The 20,784-nt window shown below is 73.8% G+C and carries 16 protein-coding genes; 14 read left to right on the top strand and 2 right to left on the bottom strand.

The window, feature by feature from the left end:
• The first annotated feature begins 99 nt into the window (after positions 1–99).
• Genes OG933_RS40035 through OG933_RS40020 form a run of 4 tightly spaced genes read left to right on the top strand, consistent with a single transcriptional unit; the run spans position 100 to position 4,041 of the window.
• Positions 100–729, top strand: coding sequence for an alpha-ketoglutarate-dependent dioxygenase AlkB (locus OG933_RS40035; RefSeq protein ID WP_362531036.1), 630 nt, complete (start codon positions 100–102; stop codon positions 727–729).
• A 55-nt stretch (positions 730–784) separates the two neighbouring features.
• Positions 785–1,996 (top strand): acyltransferase family protein, encoded by a 1,212-nt coding sequence (locus OG933_RS40030; protein WP_405631983.1) that lies wholly within the window; start codon positions 785–787, stop codon positions 1,994–1,996.
• 50 nt (positions 1,997–2,046) lie between these two features.
• Complete coding sequence (locus OG933_RS40025; RefSeq protein ID WP_362531030.1) at positions 2,047–2,796, top strand: MBL fold metallo-hydrolase; 750 nt, start codon at positions 2,047–2,049, stop codon at positions 2,794–2,796.
• 9 nt (positions 2,797–2,805) lie between these two features.
• A complete protein-coding gene (locus tag OG933_RS40020) occupies positions 2,806–4,041 on the top strand; it encodes a DUF4032 domain-containing protein (RefSeq protein ID WP_405631979.1) in 1,236 nt (411 codons plus the stop codon).
• Positions 4,042–4,056: 15 nt separating this feature from the next.
• On the opposite strand, the gene OG933_RS40015 is transcribed toward OG933_RS40020, so the two are convergent.
• Complete coding sequence (locus tag OG933_RS40015; protein WP_405631977.1) at positions 4,057–4,929, bottom strand: universal stress protein; 873 nt, start codon at positions 4,927–4,929, stop codon at positions 4,057–4,059.
• Between the two features lie 61 nt (positions 4,930–4,990).
• Between OG933_RS40015 and OG933_RS40010 the strand changes: the two genes are divergently transcribed.
• The 9 genes from OG933_RS40010 (at position 4,991) to OG933_RS39970 (ending at position 18,217) form a co-directional block, all read left to right on the top strand.
• A complete protein-coding gene (locus tag OG933_RS40010) occupies positions 4,991–5,347 on the top strand; it encodes a VOC family protein (protein ID WP_362531021.1) in 357 nt (118 codons plus the stop codon).
• A 146-nt stretch (positions 5,348–5,493) separates the two neighbouring features.
• Positions 5,494–7,170, top strand: a complete 1,677-nt coding sequence (locus OG933_RS40005) for an FAD-dependent oxidoreductase (protein ID WP_405631975.1) — start codon at positions 5,494–5,496, stop codon at positions 7,168–7,170.
• Complete coding sequence (locus OG933_RS40000) at positions 7,167–8,642, top strand: ATP-binding protein (protein WP_362531017.1); 1,476 nt, start codon at positions 7,167–7,169, stop codon at positions 8,640–8,642. The genes OG933_RS40005 and OG933_RS40000 overlap by 4 nt, the downstream gene beginning before the upstream one ends.
• Complete coding sequence (locus tag OG933_RS39995; RefSeq protein WP_362531014.1) at positions 8,639–8,992, top strand: UBP-type zinc finger domain-containing protein; 354 nt, start codon at positions 8,639–8,641, stop codon at positions 8,990–8,992. Before OG933_RS40000 ends, OG933_RS39995 begins: the two co-directional genes overlap by 4 nt.
• 135 nt (positions 8,993–9,127) lie before the next feature.
• Complete coding sequence (locus tag OG933_RS39990; RefSeq protein WP_405631971.1) at positions 9,128–12,115, top strand: ATP-binding protein; 2,988 nt, start codon at positions 9,128–9,130, stop codon at positions 12,113–12,115.
• 172 nt (positions 12,116–12,287) lie between these two features.
• Entirely contained in the window at positions 12,288–13,787 is a 1,500-nt protein-coding gene (locus OG933_RS39985) for a CAP domain-containing protein (protein WP_405631969.1), read from the top strand.
• Between the two features lie 147 nt (positions 13,788–13,934).
• Complete coding sequence (locus tag OG933_RS39980; protein ID WP_405631968.1) at positions 13,935–15,170, top strand: tetratricopeptide repeat protein; 1,236 nt, start codon at positions 13,935–13,937, stop codon at positions 15,168–15,170.
• Positions 15,167–16,222 carry a polyprenyl synthetase family protein gene (locus OG933_RS39975; protein ID WP_362531003.1) on the top strand — a complete coding sequence of 352 codons (1,056 nt, stop codon included), beginning with the start codon at positions 15,167–15,169 and terminating at the stop codon, positions 16,220–16,222. Before OG933_RS39980 ends, OG933_RS39975 begins: the two co-directional genes overlap by 4 nt.
• A 363-nt stretch (positions 16,223–16,585) precedes the next feature.
• Entirely contained in the window at positions 16,586–18,217 is a 1,632-nt protein-coding gene (locus OG933_RS39970; protein WP_362531000.1) for a serine/threonine-protein kinase, read from the top strand.
• Here the strand turns inward: OG933_RS39970 and OG933_RS39965 are convergent.
• Positions 18,206–19,672 (bottom strand): serine hydrolase domain-containing protein, encoded by a 1,467-nt coding sequence (locus OG933_RS39965; RefSeq protein ID WP_405631966.1) that lies wholly within the window; start codon positions 19,670–19,672, stop codon positions 18,206–18,208. The genes OG933_RS39970 and OG933_RS39965 overlap by 12 nt on opposite strands.
• A gap of 95 nt (positions 19,673–19,767) precedes the next feature.
• On the opposite strand from OG933_RS39965, the gene OG933_RS39960 reads away from it, so the two are divergent.
• Positions 19,768–20,739, top strand: coding sequence for an LLM class F420-dependent oxidoreductase (locus OG933_RS39960; protein WP_362530993.1), 972 nt, complete (start codon positions 19,768–19,770; stop codon positions 20,737–20,739).
• Positions 20,740–20,784: the final 45 nt, after the last annotated feature.

Here is a 20,784-nt window from a genome sequence, read left to right as displayed (position 1 = left end):
ATGTATCGAAAGACCTTGCGAAGCAAGCCGCATCACCTCCACTTCCGGCGCGGGACAACCGAAGGGAACATATTTTCGATTAAGGCGTACGCTGGGACCATGACCGCGCACCACCTCCAGGGCTCCCTCTTCGACCAGACCGACGAACTGGGTCTCGGCTCCCTCGACGGGATCCGCCGGACCACGCTCGGGGCGGGCGCCTGGATCGACGTGCTGCCGGGCTGGCTGACCGGCTCGGACACCCTGTTCGAAGAGCTGGCGACCGGGGTTCCCTGGCGTGCCGAGCGCCGGAAGATGTACGACAACGTCATCGACGTCCCGCGCCTGCTGGCCTTCTACGGAGCCGGTGAGGAGCTGCCCCACCCGGTGCTGACCCAGGCGCGTCGGGCGCTGTCCGCGCACTACGCCGAGGAACTGGGCGAGCCCTTCGTCAGCGCCGGCCTGTGCCACTACCGCGACGGCCGGGACAGCGTCGCCTGGCACGGCGACCGGATCGGCCGCGGCGCCCGGGAGGACACCATGGTCGCGATCCTCTCCGTGGGCTCCCCGCGCGACCTGCTGCTGCGCCCGGCGCGCGGCGGCGAGACGGTACGGCGCCCGCTGGGACACGGCGACCTGATCGTGATGGGCGGCTCCTGCCAGCGGACCTGGGAGCACTGCGTGCCGAAGTCCACCCGCGCCGCCGGGCCGCGCATCAGCGTCCAGTTCCGCCCGCGCGGGGTGCGCTGAAACGGAGCCGACGGTACCTGTGTCCCTACCCCTCAGGGGTACGTAGTTTGACCGCATGACCGACCCGCCGGAGCCCGCGTCCACCGCCGGGGCACCGGCGAGCGCGCGGCCCCGGCGGACGGAACTGGACGTCCTGCGCGCCCTCGTGGTCGTCGGCCTGGTCTTCTTCCACGCCGCCCTGGTCTTCTCCCCGGACGACGACTTCTACGTCAAGAACCGCGACACGACCGAGGTCGTCACCGTCGTCGCGGGGCTCGGGGTGGTGTGGGCGATGCCGATGCTCTTCCTCGTGGCCGGTCTCGGTGCCCACTACTCGATCGGCCGGCGCGGCCCCGGCGGATTCGCCCGCGAACGCCTGCTGCGCCTCGGTGTCCCGCTGGTCCTCGCGACGCTCACCATCGTCCCCGTCCCGCAGTGGCTGCGGCTGCGCGCCGCCGACCCCGGCCACGACGAGCCGTACGGACGGTTCTGGCTGCACTTCTTCGATGTCCGCCCCGACCTCGGCGACTTCCCCTTCGTCCTGCGCGGGGAGCACTTCGAGACCGGCCACCTGTGGTTCGTGGTCCTCCTGCTCGCCTTCTGCCTGCTCCTCGCCCCGATCGCGGGCCCACTGGCCCGCGGTGCGCCGCGGATCGGCGACGCGGTGACGCGCCGACCGGGCCTGCTGCTCCTGCCCGCCCTCCCGCTCGCCGCGATCGACTCCCTGCTGGGCATGGAGGAGAGCTACGCCGGCTGGAACCGCTGGGCGTACCTGGTGTTCTTCGTCCACGGCTACGCGCTGTCCGGCGACGACCGGATCCGGGCCGGGACGCGACGCGTGGCCGTGCCGGCCGGCCTGCTCGGACTGGCGCTGTTCGCGGCGACCGCCCCCGGTTTCATGAGCGCGGACGACCCGTTCACCGACCGGACCACGCTCGCGCTGGTGACCCGGGCACTGTTCGGCGCGGCGGGCTGGGCCTGGGTGCTGGCGATCCTGGGACTGCTGGACCGGCCCCGGCCCCGGCCGCACCGCCGGCCGCCCGGCCGGGTCCTGGGGTATCTCGCGGTCGCGGCGCTGCCGTTGTACGTGCTCCACCAGCCGGTGGTCGTCGCCTTCGCCTACGGCGTGGTCGGCTGGCCGGCGCCGATCGGCGTCAAGTACGCGGCGATCGTGGCCGCTTCGCTGACGGTGATCCTGCTGGTGTACGAGTACGGGGTGCGCCGGACGCGGGTGACGAGATTCCTGTTCGGCATGCGTGGAACCCCACCGTCCACATCCGTCCGGTGATCTGCTTTGCTGTCCCCGTCGACGACGGATCTCCAGGACACGGGACGGCCATGCGGGCAGACGTACGGCAAGTGGCGGACGGCACCTACCTGGTGCACGGCAGCAACACCAACTGGGTGATCCTCACCGAAGGGGACGCCGTCACCCTGATCGACACCGGCTACCCGGGAGACCGGCAGCTGGTCCTGGACTCCCTCGCCTCCGTGGGCAGTTCGCCGGAGGCGGTCGCGGCCGTGCTGATCACCCACGCCCACAACGACCACCTGGGCTCCGCCGAGCACCTGCGCTCCGTCTACGGCACCCCGGTGTATCTGCACGAGGCCGAAGTGCCGCACGCCCGACGGGAGTTCCTCCAGCAGGTGAGCGTGGGCGAGGTGCTGAGGAACGCCTGGCGGCCCGGCGTCCTGCCGTGGATGGTGCACGCGCTGCGCTCCGGCGGCACCGAGCAGCACCCGGTCGCCGCGCCCGAGGCGTTTCCCGGCGCCGGCGGCCCGCTCGACCTGCCCGGCCGCCCGGTCCCGGTGCACACCCCCGGCCACACCGACGGCCACGCCGTCTTCCACCTCCCGGAGGCGGGCGTGGTCATCTCCGGCGACGCCCTGGTCAGCGGCCATCCGACCTCCCGGCTGGCGGGACCGCAGCTGCTGCCGGACATGTTCCACCACGAGCGCGCCCGCGCGGTGGAGTCCCTGGGCGTGATCGAAGGGCTCCCGGCCGACCTGCTGCTGCCCGGGCACGGTCCGCTGCACCAGGGGTCCGTGAAGGCGGCGGCCCAGCAGGCCCGCGAACGCGCCGTCTAAGGTCAGGCCATGGCTTTGCAGATCAGCGCCACCAACCCGGAGCATCCGGCACTCCTGCTGGAGCTGCCCTGGCACCTGCCCCTGGAGGAGTGGCCCGAGGAGGTCCTCGTCCCGCTGCCGCGCGGCATCTCCCGCCACGTGGTGCGCTACGCCCAGGCCGGCGACGAGGTGATCGCCGTCAAGGAGCTCGCCGAGCGCCCCGCGCTGCGCGAGTACGAGCTGCTGCGCGACCTGGACCGGCTCGGCATCCCCGCCGTCGACCCGCTGGCCGTGGTGACCGGCCGCGCCGACGAGGGCGGCGTCCCGCTGGAATCGGTGCTGGTCACCCGGCATCTGGGCGGCTCGATGCCGTACCGCTCGATGTTCGAGACGACCATGCGCCCGGCGACCATGCACCGGCTCATGGACGCCCTCGCCGTGCTGCTGGTGCGGCTGCATCTGGCCGGGTTCGCGTGGGGCGACTGCTCGCTGTCCAACACGCTGTTCCGACGGGACGCGGGCGCCTACGCCGCCTACCTCGTCGACGCCGAGACCGGCGACCTGCACCCCCAGCTGAGCCCCGGCCAGCGCGACTACGACCTCGACCTCGCCCGCGTCAACATCAGCGGCGAGCTGCTCGACCTGGAGGCGTCCGGGGCGCTGCACCCCTCCGTGGACCCGATCGAGTTCGGCACGGAGATCTGCGCCCGCTACGGGGCGCTGTGGGAGGAACTGACCCGCACCTCGGTCTACCCGGCGGGCAAGTACCACTACATCGAACGCCGGATCCGCCGGCTCAACGAGCTCGGTTTCGACGTCGCCGAGATGCAGATCGAGCACTCCTCCAACGGCGACACGGTCACCTTCGTGCCCAAGGTCGTCGACGCGGGCCACCACCAGCGCCAGCTGCTGCGCCTCACCGGCCTGGACACCGAGGAGAACCAGGCCCGGCGGCTGCTGAACGACCTGGAGAGCTGGATGGCCACCCAGGACGACTACGCCCCGGGCGACCCCCTCGCCGCCCGTCCGGAGGTGCTGGCGCACCGCTGGGTGCGGGACGTCTTCCGGCCCACCGTGCGCGCGGTCCCCCTCGAGCTGCGCGGCTCCATGGACGCGGCGGAGATCTACCACGAGCTCCTCGAACACCGCTGGTACCTCTCGGAGCACGCGCAGCACGACATCGGGCTCGACACGGCGGTCGAGGACTACATCATGAGGATCCTGCCCAAGGCACGGGAGACCCTGGAGCCGACGATCCCGGAGTGAGTCGGTCGGAGCGACTCAGTCGTGGGGCACGACGGCGACCGGGCAGTCCGCGTGGTGCAGGACGCCGTGCGCCACCGAGCCGATCCGGGCGCCCACGGCCGTGCGATGGGCGCGGCGGCCGACCACCATCAGCTGCGCCCGCCCGGACACCGACAGCAGCACCTGCCCGGCGCTGCCCATCTCCACGTGTTCCACCACCGGCACGTCGGGGAACCGCTCCCGCCACGGTTCCAGGGCCGCGGCCAGCGCCTTCTTCTCGTACGGCTCCAGACCGCCGGCGTCGTCGGCGAGCTTGAGCGAGCCGGGGCTGTAGGCGAACACCGGCGGGAGCGTCCAGGCCCGTACCGCACGGACGCCCGCGCCCCGGGCGGCCGCCGTCTCGAACGCGAAGCGCAGCGCGGGGGCGCTGTCCTCGGGCTCGCCGTGCTGGCCGACGACGATCTCGTGGCCGGCCACCTCGGACGACGGTTTGTCACCGGCGCGGACCAGCACGACCGGGCGCGCGGCCTCGGCGATCACCTGCTGGCCGACCGAGCCCAGCAGGAACCCGACCACCGCTCCGTGCCCGCGCGAGCCGAGCACCAGCAGTTCCGCGTCCGCCGCGGCGGCGACGAGCGTCTCGACCGGGCTGCCCTCCTGGACGTCGGTGGTGACGGAGAGCGCCGGGTGCCGCTCGGCGACCGTCGCGACGGCCTCCCGCACGGAGTCCCGCACCCACCGCTCCTGGGCGTCCCGGTCCGCCACGTCGGCCGCCGCGTTCGGCTGGAACCGCCAGGCGTGCACCACCCGCAGTTCCAGGTCGCGCCGGACGGCCTCGCGGGCCGCCCAGGCGAGCGCCGCGAGGCTCTCGTCCGTCCCGTCGACCCCTGCCGTGATCGGGACCGTCATCCCGCCGCCTCCTCGTGTCGTGATCACATCCGTCGGGCCCAGTCTTCACTACGCTTCGGCCATGGCACTCGAGTGGGAGCAAGTGGTCGTCGACTCGGCCGACCCGGTGGCGCTGGGGCGCTGGTGGGCCGCGGCCCTCGGCTGGGTGGTGATCAACGACGCGTCCGACGAGTACGAGATCCGACCGGAGCGGGACCGGCTGCCGGGCCTGATCTTCGTGCCCGTACCGGAGACGAAGACGGTCAAGAACCGGCTCCATCTGGACTTCCGCCCCGACGACCAGCACGCCGAGGTGACCCGCCTGCTGTCCCTGGGTGCCCGCCACACGGACATCGGACAGGGCGAGCAGCCGTGGGTGACGCTGGTCGACCCCGAGGGCAACGAGTTCTGCGTGCTGGGGGCGCGGCGGCCGTCTTGACCGTGTGTGCCCGGCCCTGTCCTCGGAGCGCACGGTCCGCCGGTATCCCGGAGCGGAGCGGCGCGATCGAACATACGATGGGCGGAGCCGGCGCGCGGGCTTCGCCGTGCCGCCGTGAGTGACGACCCTCTCGGGGTGGGAGACGTATGGCACAGGCCGCCGATTCGGCGCGGACCGTCATCCTGACCGTGGACGACGACCCGGGGGTCTCCCGTGCCGTCGCCCGTGACCTGCGGCGCCGTTACGGCGGCACGTACCGGATCGTGCGCGCCGAGTCCGGGGAGTCCGCGTTGGAGGCGCTGCGCGAGCTGAAACTCCGTGGCGACCTGGTGGCGGTCATCCTCGCCGACTACCGGATGCCCCAGATGAACGGCATCGAGTTCCTCGAGCAGGCCCTGGACGTGTATCCGGGCGCCCGTCGCGTGCTGCTGACCGCGTACGCCGACACGAGCGCGGCGATCGACGCGATCAACGTCGTCGACCTCGACCACTATCTGCTCAAGCCGTGGGACCCGCCGGAGGAGAAGCTCTACCCCGTCCTGGACGATCTGCTGGACGCCTGGCGGTCGAGCGACCACCGGCCCGTGCCCGCCACGAAGGTGGTCGGGCACCGCTGGTCGGCGCGGTCGTCGGAGGTGCGGGAGTTCCTGGCCCGCAACCAGGTGCCGTACCGCTGGTACTCCGCCGACGAGCCGGAGGGGCAGCGGCTGCTGGCCGCGGCCGGGGTCGACGGGCAGCGGCTGCCGCTGGTGGTCACCGCGGACGGCACGCCCCTGGTCGAGCCGGACGCGCCCGAACTGGCCGCCCACGTGGGGCTGGCGACGACGCCGACGGCCGACTTCTACGACCTGGTGGTGATCGGCGGCGGCCCGGCCGGGCTCGGCTCGGCGGTGTACGGGGCCTCCGAGGGCCTGCGCACCGTGCTGGTGGAACGGTCCGCGACCGGTGGACAGGCCGGGCAGAGCTCCCGTATCGAGAACTACCTGGGCTTCCCGGACGGCGTGTCCGGGGCGCAGCTCACCGACCGGGCGCGGCGGCAGGCCACCAAGTTCGGCGCCGAGATCCTCACCGCGCGCGAGGTGACCGGGCTCGAGGTCAACGGCTCCGCGCGCGTCGTGCGGTTCTCGGACGGCTCGGCGGTGGCCGCGCACAGCGTGATCCTCGCGACGGGCGTGTCGTACCGGCAGCTGGCGGCGCCGGGCTGCGACGACCTGACCGGCTGCGGGGTGTTCTACGGGTCGGCGCTCACCGAGGCGGCCTCCTGCCAGGGACAGGACGTCTACATCGTGGGCGGCGCCAACTCGGCCGGCCAGGCGGCCATGTACCTGGCGAGAGGCGCCAAGTCCGTCACGCTGCTGGTGCGCGGGGAGTCCCTGGCTGCGTCGATGTCGTACTACCTGATCCAGCAGATCGACGAGTCGCCCAACATCTCCGTGCGCCCCGGCACGGTCGTCGCGGCCGCGCACGGGGACGGCCACCTGGAGCAGCTGACCCTGCGGGACGTGACGACCGGCGAGACCGAACTCGTCGACGCGCAGTGGATGTTCGTGTTCATCGGCGCGGCCCCGCTGACCGGCTGGCTGGACGGCACGGTGCTGCGCGACGAGCGCGGATTCATCCTCGCCGGGCCCGACCTGACGCCGGACGGGCGGCCGCCGGCGGACTGGGCGCTGGACCGGCCGCCGTACCACCTGGAGACCAGTGTTCCCGGCGTGTTCGTGGCGGGCGACGCGCGCGCCGAGTCCGCGAAGCGCGTCGCGTCCGCCGTAGGAGAGGGAGCCATGGCCGTGATGCTCGTCCACCGGTACCTGGAGCAGTCATGAGCGGGCAGTTGATGCCGTGCAGCCCGACCGAGATCAGCTCGCTGTTCCTGTTCGAGAAGCTCTCCCCCGAGCAGCTCGGACGGCTGTGCAGCGAGGGCCGGGTGGAGAGGTTCGAGCCCGGTCCGGTGTACACCGAGGGCGATCCGGCGACCTGCTTCTACGTGATGGTCGAGGGCTCGGTCGTGCTGTACCGCCGGGTCGGCGGCGACGACATCGAGGTGAGCCGCACCTCCCAGCGCGGGGTGTACGCCGGGGCCATGCAGGCCTACCTGGGGGACCAGGTGCCGCAGGTCTACAACAACTCGATGCGGGTGACCGAGCCGACGCGGTTCTTCGTGCTGCCCGCCGAGTCGTTCTCGGCCATCATGCGGGAGTGGTTCCCGATGGCGGCGCACCTGCTGGAGGGGCTGTTCTTCGGCTCGAAGAACACCCAGCGGGCCGTCGGACAGCGGGAACGGCTGCTGGCCCTGGGCTCGTTGTCGGCGGGCCTGACCCATGAGCTCAACAACCCGGCCGCGGCGGCCGTGCGGGCCACCGCGACGCTGCGGGAGCGGGTGGCGAAGATGCGGCACAAGCTGGCCGTCATCGCCTCCGGAGCCTATGACGCGGAGGCACTGACCCGGCTGATCGAGATCCAGGAGCGGACGGCCGAACTGGTCGCCAAGGCACCGGTGCTGAGCCCGCTGGAGGCCTCCGACCGGGAGGACGACCTCACCGACTGGCTCGACGACCACGGCATCCAGGAGGGCTGGCGGATCGCGCCGACCTTCGTACAGGCCGGGCTGGACGTGGACTGGCTGGAGCAGGTCGCGGCCGCGGTCGACGAGGACACCCTGCCGGGCGCGATGGGCTGGCTCAACTACACGGTCGAGACCGAGCTGTTGATGGACGAGATCGACGACTCCACCAACCGCATCTCGCACCTCGTCGACGCCGCCAAGCAGTACTCGCAGCTCGACCGCGCCCCCTACCGGGTCGTCGACGTGCACGAACTCCTCGACAGCACGCTGCTGATGCTGTCGGGCAAGATCGGGCAGCGCATCGAGGTCGTCAAGGACTACGACCGTGCGCTCCCGGCGATCCCGGCCTACCCGGCGGAGCTCAACCAGGTGTGGACGAACCTCGTCGACAACGCCGTCTTCGCCGTCAACAGCGCAGGCGGCGAGGGCACGTTGACCGTGCGGACGGCACGCGAGGGCGACCGGCTGCTGGTGGAGTTCCGCGACACGGGCCCCGGCATCCCGCCGGACGTCCGGGGCCGCATCTTCGACCCCTTCTTCACCACCAAGCCGGTGGGCGAGGGCACCGGGCTCGGCCTGGACATCTCCTGGCGGATCGTCGTCAACAAGCACCACGGCAACCTCCATGTGGAGTCCGTGCCGGGCGACACCCGCTTCCAGGTGCTGCTGCCGCTGACCGCCCCCGACCCCGAGAGCGCACCGGACCCCGAGACCGCCGAGGAGCCCGCATGACCGACGTAGACGCGATCGACCCGAGCGTCCCGCCCAGCAGTGCCGGCTGCGTGGACTGCGACGCGGCGGGCGGCTGGTGGTTCCACCTGCGACGCTGCGCGAGCTGCGGCCATGTCGGCTGCTGCGACTCCTCCCCCGCGCAGCACGCCACCGCTCACTACAAGGCGACCGGGCATCCCCTGGTGCGCAGTTTCGAGCCGGGCGAGGAGTGGTTCTGGGACTACTCCACCGACGAGCTGTACGAGTCCGGGCCCGAGCTCGCCGCTCCGGCCGCTCACCCCGCGGACCAGCCCGTGCCGGGCCCGGCCGGGCGGGTGCCGGAGAACTGGGCGCAGTCACTGCACCGCTGAGAACGAGCCCGCTGAGAACGAGCCACCGTCAGCGGGCCGTCGAGCACGTCGCGGAAGGGCTCCCGGGATCGTCCCGGCAGGGCTCCGTTCCTGGTCGCGGGCCGCGTTGTCGGTGGCGCGTGCCAGGATGGGGTCGTGTCGCAGACCGTGTTCGCCACTCCGTTCATCGGCCGGGAAGAGGAGCTCGCCCGGCTCTTCGGCGTGCTCGAACGCGCCCGGGGCGGTGAGTCGCGCGCGGTGCTGATCGCCGGGGACGCCGGCGTGGGCAAGACCCGGGTACTGGACGAGGTCGCCACGCGGGCGGCCCGCTCCGGCATGACCGTGCTCACCGGGCACTGTGTCGACCTCGGTGACGTGGGGCTGCCGTATCTGCCGTTCACCGAGATCCTCGGCCTGCTCGCCGCCGACGAGCGGTTCGCCGCCGTCCTCGCCGCGCATCCCCTGGTCGACCGGCTGCTCGGCGCGGGCACGGACGCCGACGAAGCGGGTCCCGCCCCGCGCTCCGGCAGCGGAGAAGGGCGGCTGAGGCTGTTCGAGGGGATGGCGGCGCTGCTCGCCGACCTGTCGGACGTCACCCCGCTGCTCCTCGTCCTGGAGGATCTGCACTGGGCCGACCAGTCCTCCCGGGACCTGCTGCGCTTCCTGCTCAGCCGGGGCTTCCTCCAGCGGTCCACCGGCAACGGCTCCGGTCACCGGCTGGCGGTCCTGGCCTCCTACCGGGCGGACGACCTGCACCGCCGGCACCCGCTGCGCCCGCTGCTGGCGGAGCTGGTGCGGCTGCCGGCCGTGGACCGGCTGGAGCTGCGGCCGCTGGCGGACGCCGAGGTGACCCGGCTGCTGCGCGCCCTGGAGGGCCGGCCGCTGCCGGACGCCACGGTGCGCCGGATCGTGGAGCGCGCGGAGGGCAACGCCTTCTACGCGGAGGAGTTGCTCGCGGCCACGGACACGGAGGCCGGCGGCATGCCCAGCGGGCTGGCCGACCTCCTCCTCATCCGCGTCGAGCAACTCCCCGACACCGCCCAGCAGGTACTGCGGACCGCCGCCGTCGCCGGCCGGCGGGTGGAACACGACCTGCTGCGGGACGCGGTCGGACTGCCCGAGGACGAGCTGGAGTCGGCACTGCGGGAGGCCATCGGCCACCAGCTCCTGGTCGCGGGCGACGACGGCGCGTACGCCTTCCGGCACGCCCTCGCCCGCGAGGCGGTGTACGCCGATCTGCTGCCGGGTGAACGGTCGCGGCTGCACGGCGCGTTCGCCGCTCTGCTGGCCGGCCGGGGCCACCGGGCCGAGACCGCGGCGGAGCGCGCCCACCACTATCGCGAGAGCCACGACCTGGGCGAGGCCCTCGCCGCCTCGCTGGAGGCCGCCGACCACGCGCGGCGGGTCGGCGCGCCCGCCGAGGAACTGCGCCATCTGGAGGCCCTGCTCGACCTCTGGGAGTCGGTGCCCGCGACCGCCCTTCCCTCGGGCGAGGCGGCCGACCGGGTCACGCTGATGCTGCGCGCCTCGGCGGCGGCCGCACACGCCGGAGAGGCGCACCGCGCGGTCTCCCTGACCCGGGCCGCGCTCGCGGGCGTCGGCCAGGACGCCGACTCCGAACTCGCCGCACGCGTGCGGTACACGCTGGCCGGCACGCTCATGGGCGTCGACAGTCTGACGGCCGCGTTCGCCTACAGCAGCGAGGCGTTGGCGATGATCCCCGCCGAACCGCCGACGCCGACCTGGGTGTGGGCCGCCGCCACGCACGTCCTGGCGGCCCGTCAGGTGGGTGACTCCGAGACCGCCCTGCGGGTCGCGCGCCAGGCGCTGCGCGCCGCCGAGCAACTCGACCTGACGGACGCGCGTGCCGACCTCCTGGTCTCACTGGCCAACCTCGAGGGCGACGGCCGCCGCTCCGCCGCGGGCCGCGCGCGGCTGACGGAGGCGCGTGAACTGGCCCGGCGCGGCGGCAACGCGCCGGTGGAGATGCGGGCCCTGTTCACCCTGGCCATCGGCGCCTTCGAGGCCGGGGAGCTGGCGGAGTGCCTGCCCTGGCTGGCCGAGGGCCTGGACCGCGCCCGCCGGGCGGGGCTGCTGTCCTCGCCGTATCCGCTGGAGATGCGGTACCTCCAGCTGCTGGTGCTCTACACGCTGGGCCGCTGGGACGAGTGTCTGCGGACGGCGACGACCGATCTGGCGGTGCTGCCGGCGTCGGGTGGATTCGCGGTGGGTCCCGCCCTGTACGTGGGCCTGGCACGCGGCGACAAGGGCGTCGCCGACCGGGCCCGGACCCTGATCGAGGGGCGTTTCGACTGGATGGCGGCGCTCGTCGCGGGCATCGTGCTGACCGACGCGGCGGTACTGAGCGGTGACGCCGAGGCGGCGGTGGCCCGGCTGCGGTCCTCGGTCGAGGCTCTCACGGACGAAGCGGGCATGCTCCCGGACGTCACGGTCCGGCTCACCGCGCTCGCCCTCACGGCGGTCGCCGAGGCGGCGGCCACGGCGCGGCGCGGCGGGGACGAGGCGGCGGCCGACCGCTGGTCGGCGATCGCGACGGAACTCCTCGAACCGGCCCGGTCGGTGGCCCTGCGGGGCGCGACGGGCGTGCCGCAGGGTCCGGAGGGGCGCGCCTGGCTGGCCCGCGCGGAGGCCGAGTGGGCATGGGCCACCACCGGGCCCGACCCGGCGGCCTGGGAGAGGACGGTGGCGGCGTTCGGCTACGGCGACGCCTACGAGCTCGCCCGCTGCCGGCTGCGGTACGCGCAGGCCCTGCTGGCCGCCGGCCGCCGCGAGGACGCGGCGACCGAGGCCCGTGCCGCCCGGGAGACGGCCGTACGGCTGGGCGCCGCACCCCTGCTGGAGCGGGCGGACGACCTGCTCCGGCGTGGACGCCTCACGGACGCCGGGCCCGCCGCCCGGGGCGGTCCGGTCGCCCTGACGGCCCGGGAGCGGGATGTCCTGCGGCTGCTCGCGCTCGGCCGGAGCAACCGGCAGATCGGCGAGGAGCTGTTCATCAGCGGCAAGACGGCGAGCGTCCATGTCTCCAACATCCTCGCCAAGCTGAGCGCGGCGAGCCGTACGGAGGCCGTGGCGATCGCCTACCGCGAGCGGCTGCTCGAACCGGAGATCGGCGCGTCGGGCTGATCCGGGCGCCCTCGGCCCGGCCACGACCGGCTGGCCGGCTGGGCGGCTGGGCGGCTGGGCGGCTGGGCGGCTGGGCGAGGGTACAAATGCGGGCGAGGAACCCGGTGGGCCTGCCGCCCGTTGTCCGGACAGGCCCGCGGCGGGGCCGGTACGACGACATCGGGGCGGCAGGATGAACGTGTTGGTTCCCGGGGGCAACCTGCCCCTCCCGGGCGGCGCCCTGGCCGCCCGGGTGCCCGGCCCCTTCGACGTCTGCGCCCTCGTCACGGACGACAGCGGCAAGGTCCGGGGGGACGCCGACTTCGTGTTCTACAACCAGCCGAAGGCGCCGGGAGCCCTGCTCCGGGGCGACACCCTGACGCTGGAACCCGACAGGCTGCGGGCCGGCGCCACCCGCGTCACGCTGGTCGTCGGCGCGGCCGAGCCGGGCACACCCCTGGCCCGGCTGCCCCTGCCCACGCTGCATGTCACCGACGCGCCGGGCCGCGTACTGGCCCGGTTCACGCCACCGCCCACACAGGGCGAGGCGGTGCTGTTGCTCGCGGAGTTCTACCGGCGTGGCGGCGGCTGGAAGCTGCGGGCGCTCGGCCAGGGGTACGCGGACGGACTGGCGGGCCTGGCCCGGGACTTCGGGGTGGAGGTCGTGGCGGAGGACAGCCCGCCCACGCGGGAACGGACCGCCGCCGGACCCCCACGCGGGTACGCCGGGCAGAGCGGCACCGCCCCCGCGAGCCGACAGCCGACGACCGCACCACGCCCTTCGAACCCACAGCCGACTACCGGCCTCCGCCCCGCGAGCCCACAGCCGACGACCGGCCCCCGCCCCGAGAGTCCGGGACCCGCCTTCGCGCCGCGCGGCTCGTCCACCCCGCGCAGCTCCCCGGTGTCCGCCTCCGATCCCGATGGCTTCCTCGCCCTCGTCAACCCCTCCCGCGGCACGGCCGGTTCGCCACCCGTGTCCCTCGACGCCCGCCTCGCCTCCGCGGCCCGCGCGCACGCGGCCGCCCTGGCCGCGGCCGGGCGGCTCGGCACCGAGGGTGCGGACGGCGTCTCGGTGCACCAGCGGGTCACGGCCGCCGGATACCGGTATCTCGCCGTCGGCGAGCACCTGGTCTCCGGGCCCCGCACCACCGCCGAGTTCGTCGCGTACTGCCGGCGCACCGACCGGGCCCGGCAGACCCTGCACGACCCGGCGTTCCGGCACGCCGCACTGGCACGGGCCACCGACGCACGCACCGGCGACACCTACTGGACCGCCCTGTGGGCGAGCCCGCTCACCCCGGACGGCCTGGCCCGGACCGCGGCCGAGGTCGTCGACCTCACCAACCGTGAGCGGGCGAGGGCCGGGCTGCCCGCCCTGACCGTCGATCCCCTGCTCACGGCGGCGGCGCAGGCGCACAGCGCGGACATGGTGGCGCGCGCCTACTACTCCCACACCTCGCCCGAGGGAAGCCAACCCTGGGACCGCGCCGCCGCCGCGGGCTCGACCCGGCGGACCATCGGCGAGAACATCGCCTGCGGCCAGCGCTCCCCCGCCGAGGTGATGGACGGCTGGATGAACAGCCCTGGTCATCGGGCCAACATCCGCAAGCCCGACTTCACCCACATCGGCGTCGGCTTCGCGGGCGGCGGCCCCTCGGGCACCTACTGGACCCAGCTCTTCGGCGCCTGACACCCCACCAGCCCCCGGGGTGATCTACGCCTCACAGGCAACCCCCCTCACCGTGCCCGCGTCTTGACCGGCAGCACACCGCACTATACCCACCGTGTATACACAGAGTGCATACGTGAACACCCGGTGGTCTGCCGAAGGGAACCGATGTACGGCAAGGCATTCGCCCCGGAGTACCAGGGCGCTCTCACCACCCTGTCCGTGAACTCCTCGCTGGACGACGTACTGGCCGTCGGCACCGAGCGGTTGCGGGCGGCGGAGCGGGCCGGGGAACACGGCGAGGCGGCCCGCTCGGGGCTCGCGGTCGCCGAGGCGCACCGACGCCTGGGACAGGTGCGGGAGGCCGACCGGGCCTGGAAGGCGAGTTACCGGGCGGCCCGGGACGCCGGTGACATCGCCGCGATGGCGTGGGCCCTGTGGAGCGGCGGCACCCTGGCCCGGCAGCGGGGCGCGTTCCCGCTGGCCCGGCGGCTGCTGGGGCTCGCGGCCGAGCTGGGCGAGCAGGGCGGCGACATCGTGGTCCGCGGCTACTCGCTGGCCGGGCTGGCGGAGACCGGGCGCATCCAGGGCGACTACGAGGCCGTGGGCAGGCTGCACGAGCAGTTGCTGGCCGAGGCGCGCAGGCGCGGCGAGGCGCGGCACACGGTGTGGGCCCTGGAGGGCATCGCGCAGATGCACCGCAACTCCGGCGACCACGACACGGCGTACGCCCTCTTCGAGGAGGCGGCCCGGATCGCCGAGGGCGCCGAGGACCGCCGCGGTCACGCCTGGGCGCTGCGCGGGCTGGCCGACATCGTCTCCGCGCGGGACGGGGACACCGAACGCGCGCTCGGCCTGCTGACGGAGGCCGAGGAGTCCTGCCGCGCGATGAACCTGACCGGCGCGCTGGCCTACAACCACAAGATGCGCGGCAACGTCCTGTACCGGGCGGGGCGTTACCCCGAGGCGCGGCGGCTGTACACGCAGGCGCTCGACGAGTTCCGCGCCATGGGCGAGCCGCGCGGCGAGGCACTCTCCCGGCTCGGCCTGACGAAGGCGCTGGCCCGGCTGGGCCGCGACCGCGGGGAGACGGCGGCCGAACTGGCCGAACTGGCACGGGAGCTGGAGCGCATCGGGCTGCGGCACGCACGGGAGATGGTCGCCCGGGCACAGACCGAACTGGGAGTCGAGACATCGGCCCCGGCGACAGCGACAGCGACAGCGACAGCGACACAGGCTGATGCACAGGCACCGGCACAGGCACAGGCACAGGCACAGGCACCGAAGCCGACACCGACCCCCACTCCGACACCGGAGCCGACTCCGACTCCCACACCCACACCCACACCCACACCCACGACCACGACCAGGGTTTCCGACGAGCACGCGGCGGTCGGCCGGTGACCGCGCTCGGCACGACGGTGCGGGAAGCCACCGCGACCCGGTCCCGCGCTCCCCAGATCCTCGCCCGCTGCCGGGCGTTGGTGCGACCCGCGCTCATGGAGGCCGTCGGGCGGTCGCACCCCTGGGTGGGCGAGATGGCCGGCTACTCCTTCGGCTGGTGCGGGGTCGGCGGGGTGCCCGCGGCCGGCTCCGGAGGCAAGGGCGTACGGCAGGCCCTCGCGGTGCTCGGCGCCGAGGCGGCGGGTGCGCCCGCCCGGGCCGGGGTGCCCGCGGCGGTGGCGGTGGAGCTGGTGCACGCCTTCTCCCTGCTCCACGACGACATCATGGACGGCGATCCGACCCGGCGTGGACGTGCCACGGTGTGGAAGGCGTACGGCACGGGACCGGCGGTCCTGGCGGGTGACGCCCTGTTCGCCCTGGCGGTGGAGACCCTCGCGCTCCAGCCGCCCCCGGCCGGCGCCGACGCCGTACGCCTGCTGTCCGGCGCCCTGGGGGACCTCGTCCGCGGGCAGGCCGACGACCTGCTGTTCGCCGCGCGGCCCTGGTCGGGTCCTGAGCGGGTGCGACCGGACGCCTACCGGGCGATGGCCGAGGGCAAGACCGGTGCGCTGCTGGGCTGTGCGGCCGCGCTGGGCGCCGTGCTGGCCGGCGCGTCCCCGGCCGCGGCGGCCGCGCTGGACCGGGCGGGGCGGCATCTCGGAGTCGCGTTCCAGGTGGTCGACGACGTGCTGGGCATCTGGGGCGACCCGTCGGTCACCGGCAAACCCGTGCACGGCGATCTGCGCGAGCGGAAGAAGACGTTCCCGGTGCTGGCCGCGCTGGACTCACCCGCTCCCGCCGCGCGTCGGCTGGCCGTGCTTCTGGAGCGGGACGGCGACCCGGGTGAGGCGGCAGCGCTGGCCGAGGCGGCGGGTGGCCGGGCCGCGGCACTGGCCGAGGCGGGCCGGCAGATCGCCGCCGCCGAGTCGGCGCTGGGGGACGCCCCGTTGACCGCCGGCGCCGTACGCGACCTGCGTTCCCTGATCGGTTTCGCGGTGCGCCGGGACCTCTGACCCGGCCCGGCCGAGCTCGCGCAATAGGTGCTGCCGGTTCCCGACCGGGCCGCTGTACCGGGGCGACTCCGCCTGCTGGGGAAAATCGCCGGGAAGGCCGCCGAGCAGGAATGCAGCGCGCTCGAGAAGGCCGTTCCCGAGAACCGCGACGAGTGCCGGCCGACTTGTTTACCGGCGGTTACACCGCAGGACGAACGCGGGACGACCCCCGGCAATTCCCTTTCTCGTACATGCACTCGACTCAAAGCGGCGCCCTTTTTGAATAAAAGACAGGAATCACACCGGAGTTGCGGTCCAATTGAACGGACCCCCTCGTGCCGGTCGTACCACTGGGAAAGGTGAGTGCCGGCGGTTCAGCGAGGGATGGCCATGGTCAAGACGCACGTCTCCACGCACGAGTGGGTCGCCGGGAGGTACCGGCTGATCGACGTCGTCCACCAGGAGACGAACCGCGTCGGCTGGTACGGCGAGTACGTCGAGGACACCGGGACGGCCCGGCCCTGCCTGGTCACCGGGATCGGGCTGCCGGCCGGCCAGGGCGAGGAGAAGGCCCGCCAGGCCGCCGACCGGGTCCTGCGCATGTCGGAGACGATGGCGCGGCTGTGTCCCGGCCGGATCGCCACGGTCGTCGACGCCGTGGAGGAGGCGGGTTCCCTGTGGACCGTCACCGAGTGGATCGACGGTCTGCCGCTGAGTCAACTCCTCGATCAGAAAGGAGCGTTCAGTCCGGCCAAGGCGGCGGCGATCGGGCTGCAGCTGCTGGACGTGCTCGAGGTCGCGCACGCCGAGGGCATCACCCACGGCGAGCTGAGCCCCGGTCAGATCTTCGTGCGGGCCCGGGGCCCCCTCGTGCTCACCGGGTTCGGACTGGCGGGCGCGACCCTCGCCCCCCGGGTGGCGGCCCCGGCGTATGCCTCCCCCGAGCAGGCCCGGGACGACCGGATCGGCCCGGCGGCCGACCTGTGGGCGCTGGGCGCGATCCTGTACACGATGGTCGAGGGGCGGCCGCCGTACCGGGACCGGGACCGGCCCGAGAGCACGCTCAAGGGGGTGGACCGGCTGCCGCTGCGCACCCCGCTGCGGGCCGGTTCGCTCACCCCCACCGTGCAGGGGCTGCTGCGCAAGGACTCCCGGGAGCGGCTGACCAGGACGGTCGTACGCCAGTCCCTCACCCGGGTGCTGGACGAGGACCCGCACGCCGTCATGCAGGCCCCCCGGCTGCAGCGGGCCTGCGCCGCCGCCCGGTACGTCGGTCCGCGGTGGAGCGGCCGGGCCATGGCGGCCGGGACGGCGCTGGCCGTCGTCACCGTGGCGGTCGCCGCCCTCGCCGTGACCCACCAGCTGCCCGACACCGACGACACCGCGGGGGGCGGCGCGCAGGCCCGGCCGTCCGCGTCCGCCGCGACACCCGGCGAGGACGCCGGCGAAAGAGACTCCGCGACGCCGACGCCGACCGCGTCGGGCACCCCGTCGCCCAGCGAGTCCCCGGAATCCTCCCCCTCGGCGCCCGCCACCGCCGACGCCCTCCCCGAGGGCTATCGCGTGTACCGGGCGCCCGAGGGTTTCTCGGTCGCGCTCCCCAAGGGCTGGAAGCCGCTGGAGACCAAGCGCGGCACCGATGAGGCGTACCGCGTCACCTTCGGGGCGTCCGGCGACCCGCGCACCCTCGCGGTGACCTACAGCGAGAGCGCCGGGCCGGACCCGGTGGCCGTCTGGCGCGAGGACGTCGAGCCCAACCTGAAGAAGGACGACGGTTTCCGTCGGCTCGGCGACATCGAGGCGACGACGTACCAGGGGTACAAGGCCGCCGACATGGAGTGGCTCGTGGACGTCGACGGCGCCCGGGTGCGCACGTTCGGCCGCGGTTTCCTCCTCGGCGGGCAGCGCAGTTTCTCGCTGCGCTGGACGACACCCGCGGCGGACTGGGGCAAGAGCGCCAACCGCGAGGCGCTGGACACGTTCCTGCGGACCTTCCGGCCGGGTTCAGCCGCCTGACCGGGGTGCCCGGCGCGGGGCGCGCAGCCTGCGCAGCGGGGCGCCGTGCAGCGGTTTCGTGTCCCAGCGGGCGGTGAACGTGCGGTCGGCGAGGGAGCAGGTCACCCGCAGGCGGTGCGGGGTCTCGAGGAACACGACATGCACCGCGAGGGTGTCGCCGTCGGTCCAGCCACCGCTCACCGCGGTGGGCGGCGGCTCCTCGCCCGGCTGCCCGCCGCCGGGCCCCAGGGGCAGCTCCAGTCGCCGGTCACCCGGCTCCTCGACGAGACTCAGCGTCCAGCCGTCGGTGCCCCCGGTGACGACGGCGCCGGTCAGTCCGGGCTGGTCGGCGCAGACTCCGCCGCTGGGGGTGAACTCGGCGCCCGACCACTGCGCGTCGCGCTCGGGCGGCGCGGGCGCGCCGGGGACCGGGGGCAGCGCGAGGTGCGCCAGGCGCCGTGCGAGGGCCGCGTCGGCGTCCTCCCGGCCGGTCAGCGGTTCCGGCCGGAACGCGGGCAGCAGATGCTCCCAGACCAGGGTGAGCACGGCCTGCATGTCGTCGGTCGCCGCCGTCGTGGCGATCACGGCGTCGTGCTCGGGCAGGACCACGCAGAACTGTCCGTAGGCCCCGTCGCCGCGGTAGCCGTGCCGGGAGCGCCAGAACTGGAAGCCGTAGCCGCGCTCCCAGTCGGCGCGGTCCGCGTCGGCCGTCGCGCCGGGCGCCGTCGCCGTGTGCTCGCGGGTCGCCTCGGCCACCCACTCCTCGGACAGCAGCCGCTCGCCCTCCCACACGCCCCGGTCCAGGTACAGCTGTCCGAGCCGGGCGATCGCGTCCGTGGTGCCGTGCAGCCCGCTGAAGCCGATCTCACGGCCGGAGCGGTCGGTCAGCCAGGCGACCTCGCCGATACCGAGCGGATCCAGCAGCCGCGGTCGCAGATACGCGGTGAGCGACTCTCCGGTGACGCGCTGCACGATCGCGGCGAGCGCGTAGGTGGCGGGCTGGTTGTACGCGAACACGGTTCCCGGATCGCGGTCCGGCGGCAGTAGCAGGAAGCCCCGGACGAGGTCGTCGGGGTCGAGCGCGTGCGCCCGTTCGTACGTCTCCTCCTCGTGCCCGCTCGCCATCGCCGCCACGTGCCGCACCAGCATCGCGCGGCTGCGCGGGTCGGTGATCTCCGCGTCGAGCTCCGGGAAGTACGAGAGCACGGGGTCGTCGAGTCCGATCAGCCCCTCGGCGACGGCGAACCCGACGGCCGTGGACGTGAAGCTCTTGCTGAGCGAGTACAGCAGATGCGGCCGGTCGGGGGTGTACGGCTGCCACCAGCCGGCGGTGACGAGGCGGCCGTGGCGCAGGATCATCAGGCTGTGCGGCTCGATGGCCCCGCTGGACTCGACGGCGTCGAGGAAGGCGAGAACGCCGGTGGCGTCGACGCCCTGGGCGGACGGGGGGCTCGAAGGCAGCGGGCGGGCGCTCATACCCGCATCCTCTCCCGGACGACGACGATGATCGACGGTCTTTTTCCGGTCACGGGCGCCTGTTTCCTCCCCCCGTGGCCGGGGACTCGGGCCCCATGGTGCAAATCGGATACACGATGATGACCGAACAGGCCGGCCCTCGTGACCTGGTCGACCACGTGGTGCGTGCCGAGGAGGCGGGCTTCGACTTCTCGGTGACCTCGGACCACTACTTTCCGTGGCTGCGCTCGCAGGGCCACGCGCCGTACGCGTGGAGCGTGCTCGGCGCCGCCGCCCAGGCCACGTCACGCATTCCGCTGATGACGTACGTGACGTGTCCGACCTTCCGCTACCACCCGGCGGTGGTGGCGCAGAAGGCCGCCACGATGCAACTGCTGTCCGAGGGGCGCTTCCGGCTGGGCCTGGGCTCGGGGGAGAACCTCAACGAACATGTGGTGGGCGGCGGCTGGCCCTCCGTGGACGTGCGGCACGAGATGTTCGAGGAGGCCGTGGAGATCATCCGCGCGCTGTTCGAGGGTGGGCATGTGACCCGGCACGGCACCCACTACGACGTGGACTCGGCCCGGCTGTGGGACCTGCCCGACGAGCCGCCGCCGATCGGCATCGCCGTCTCCGGCGAGCGTTCGTGCGCACTCGCGGGCCGGCTGGCCGACCTCGTGATCGCCACCGAGCCCAAGGCGGACCTGCTGTCCTCGTTCGACCGCCACGGCGGCGCGGGCAAGCCGCGGGTGGGCCAGCTTCCGGTCTGCCACGGCCCGGACCGGGACGCGGCCGTGCAGCGGGCGCACGACCAATTCCGCTGGTTCGGCAGCGGCTGGAAGGTGAACTCCGAACTGCCCCACCCGGACTCCTTCGACGCGGCGACCCAGTTCGTGACGCCCGACGACGTCGCCGCCTCGATCCCCTGCGGCGACGACCCGGACGACTTCGTCGAGGCCGTACGCCCGTACGCCGAGGCCGGGTTCACGGAGATCGCCCTGGTGCAGATCGGCGGGGACAGCCAGCCCGCGTACCTGGACTGGTCGGAGAAGACCCTGCTGCCCGCGCTGCGGAAGGCGTTCGGCTGACGGGCCGCGCGGCCCGCACCCGGGTCCGGCAAAGCATCGCCAAGA

The organism is Streptomyces sp. NBC_00016, from assembly GCF_045040885.1.
Classification (GTDB): Bacteria; Actinomycetota; Actinomycetes; order Streptomycetales; family Streptomycetaceae; genus Streptomyces; species Streptomyces coriariae.
This window is presented reverse-complemented; position numbering and strand designations above follow the sequence as displayed.

Bases quoted from the DNA above. Each gene is read 5' to 3' on its own strand.
- OG933_RS40000 (WP_362531017.1), top strand. From the start codon at position 7,167: ATGAGCGGGCAGTTGATGCCGTGCAGCCCGACCGAGATCAGCTCGCTG.
- OG933_RS40025 (WP_362531030.1), top strand. From the start codon at position 2,047: ATGCGGGCAGACGTACGGCAAGTGGCGGACGGCACCTACCTGGTGCAC.
- OG933_RS39960 (WP_362530993.1), top strand. From the start codon at position 19,768: ATGGTGCAAATCGGATACACGATGATGACCGAACAGGCCGGCCCTCGT.
- OG933_RS39970 (WP_362531000.1), top strand. From the start codon at position 16,586: ATGGCCATGGTCAAGACGCACGTCTCCACGCACGAGTGGGTCGCCGGG.
- OG933_RS40015 (WP_405631977.1), bottom strand. From the start codon at position 4,929: ATGACGGTCCCGATCACGGCAGGGGTCGACGGGACGGACGAGAGCCTC.
- OG933_RS40005 (WP_405631975.1), top strand. From the start codon at position 5,494: ATGGCACAGGCCGCCGATTCGGCGCGGACCGTCATCCTGACCGTGGAC.
- OG933_RS39995 (WP_362531014.1), top strand. From the start codon at position 8,639: ATGACCGACGTAGACGCGATCGACCCGAGCGTCCCGCCCAGCAGTGCC.
- OG933_RS40030 (WP_405631983.1), top strand. From the start codon at position 785: ATGACCGACCCGCCGGAGCCCGCGTCCACCGCCGGGGCACCGGCGAGC.
- OG933_RS39985 (WP_405631969.1), top strand. From the start codon at position 12,288: ATGAACGTGTTGGTTCCCGGGGGCAACCTGCCCCTCCCGGGCGGCGCC.
- OG933_RS40010 (WP_362531021.1), top strand. From the start codon at position 4,991: ATGGCACTCGAGTGGGAGCAAGTGGTCGTCGACTCGGCCGACCCGGTG.
- OG933_RS39980 (WP_405631968.1), top strand. From the start codon at position 13,935: ATGTACGGCAAGGCATTCGCCCCGGAGTACCAGGGCGCTCTCACCACC.
- OG933_RS40020 (WP_405631979.1), top strand. From the start codon at position 2,806: ATGGCTTTGCAGATCAGCGCCACCAACCCGGAGCATCCGGCACTCCTG.
- OG933_RS40035 (WP_362531036.1), top strand. From the start codon at position 100: ATGACCGCGCACCACCTCCAGGGCTCCCTCTTCGACCAGACCGACGAA.
- OG933_RS39965 (WP_405631966.1), bottom strand. From the start codon at position 19,672: ATGAGCGCCCGCCCGCTGCCTTCGAGCCCCCCGTCCGCCCAGGGCGTC.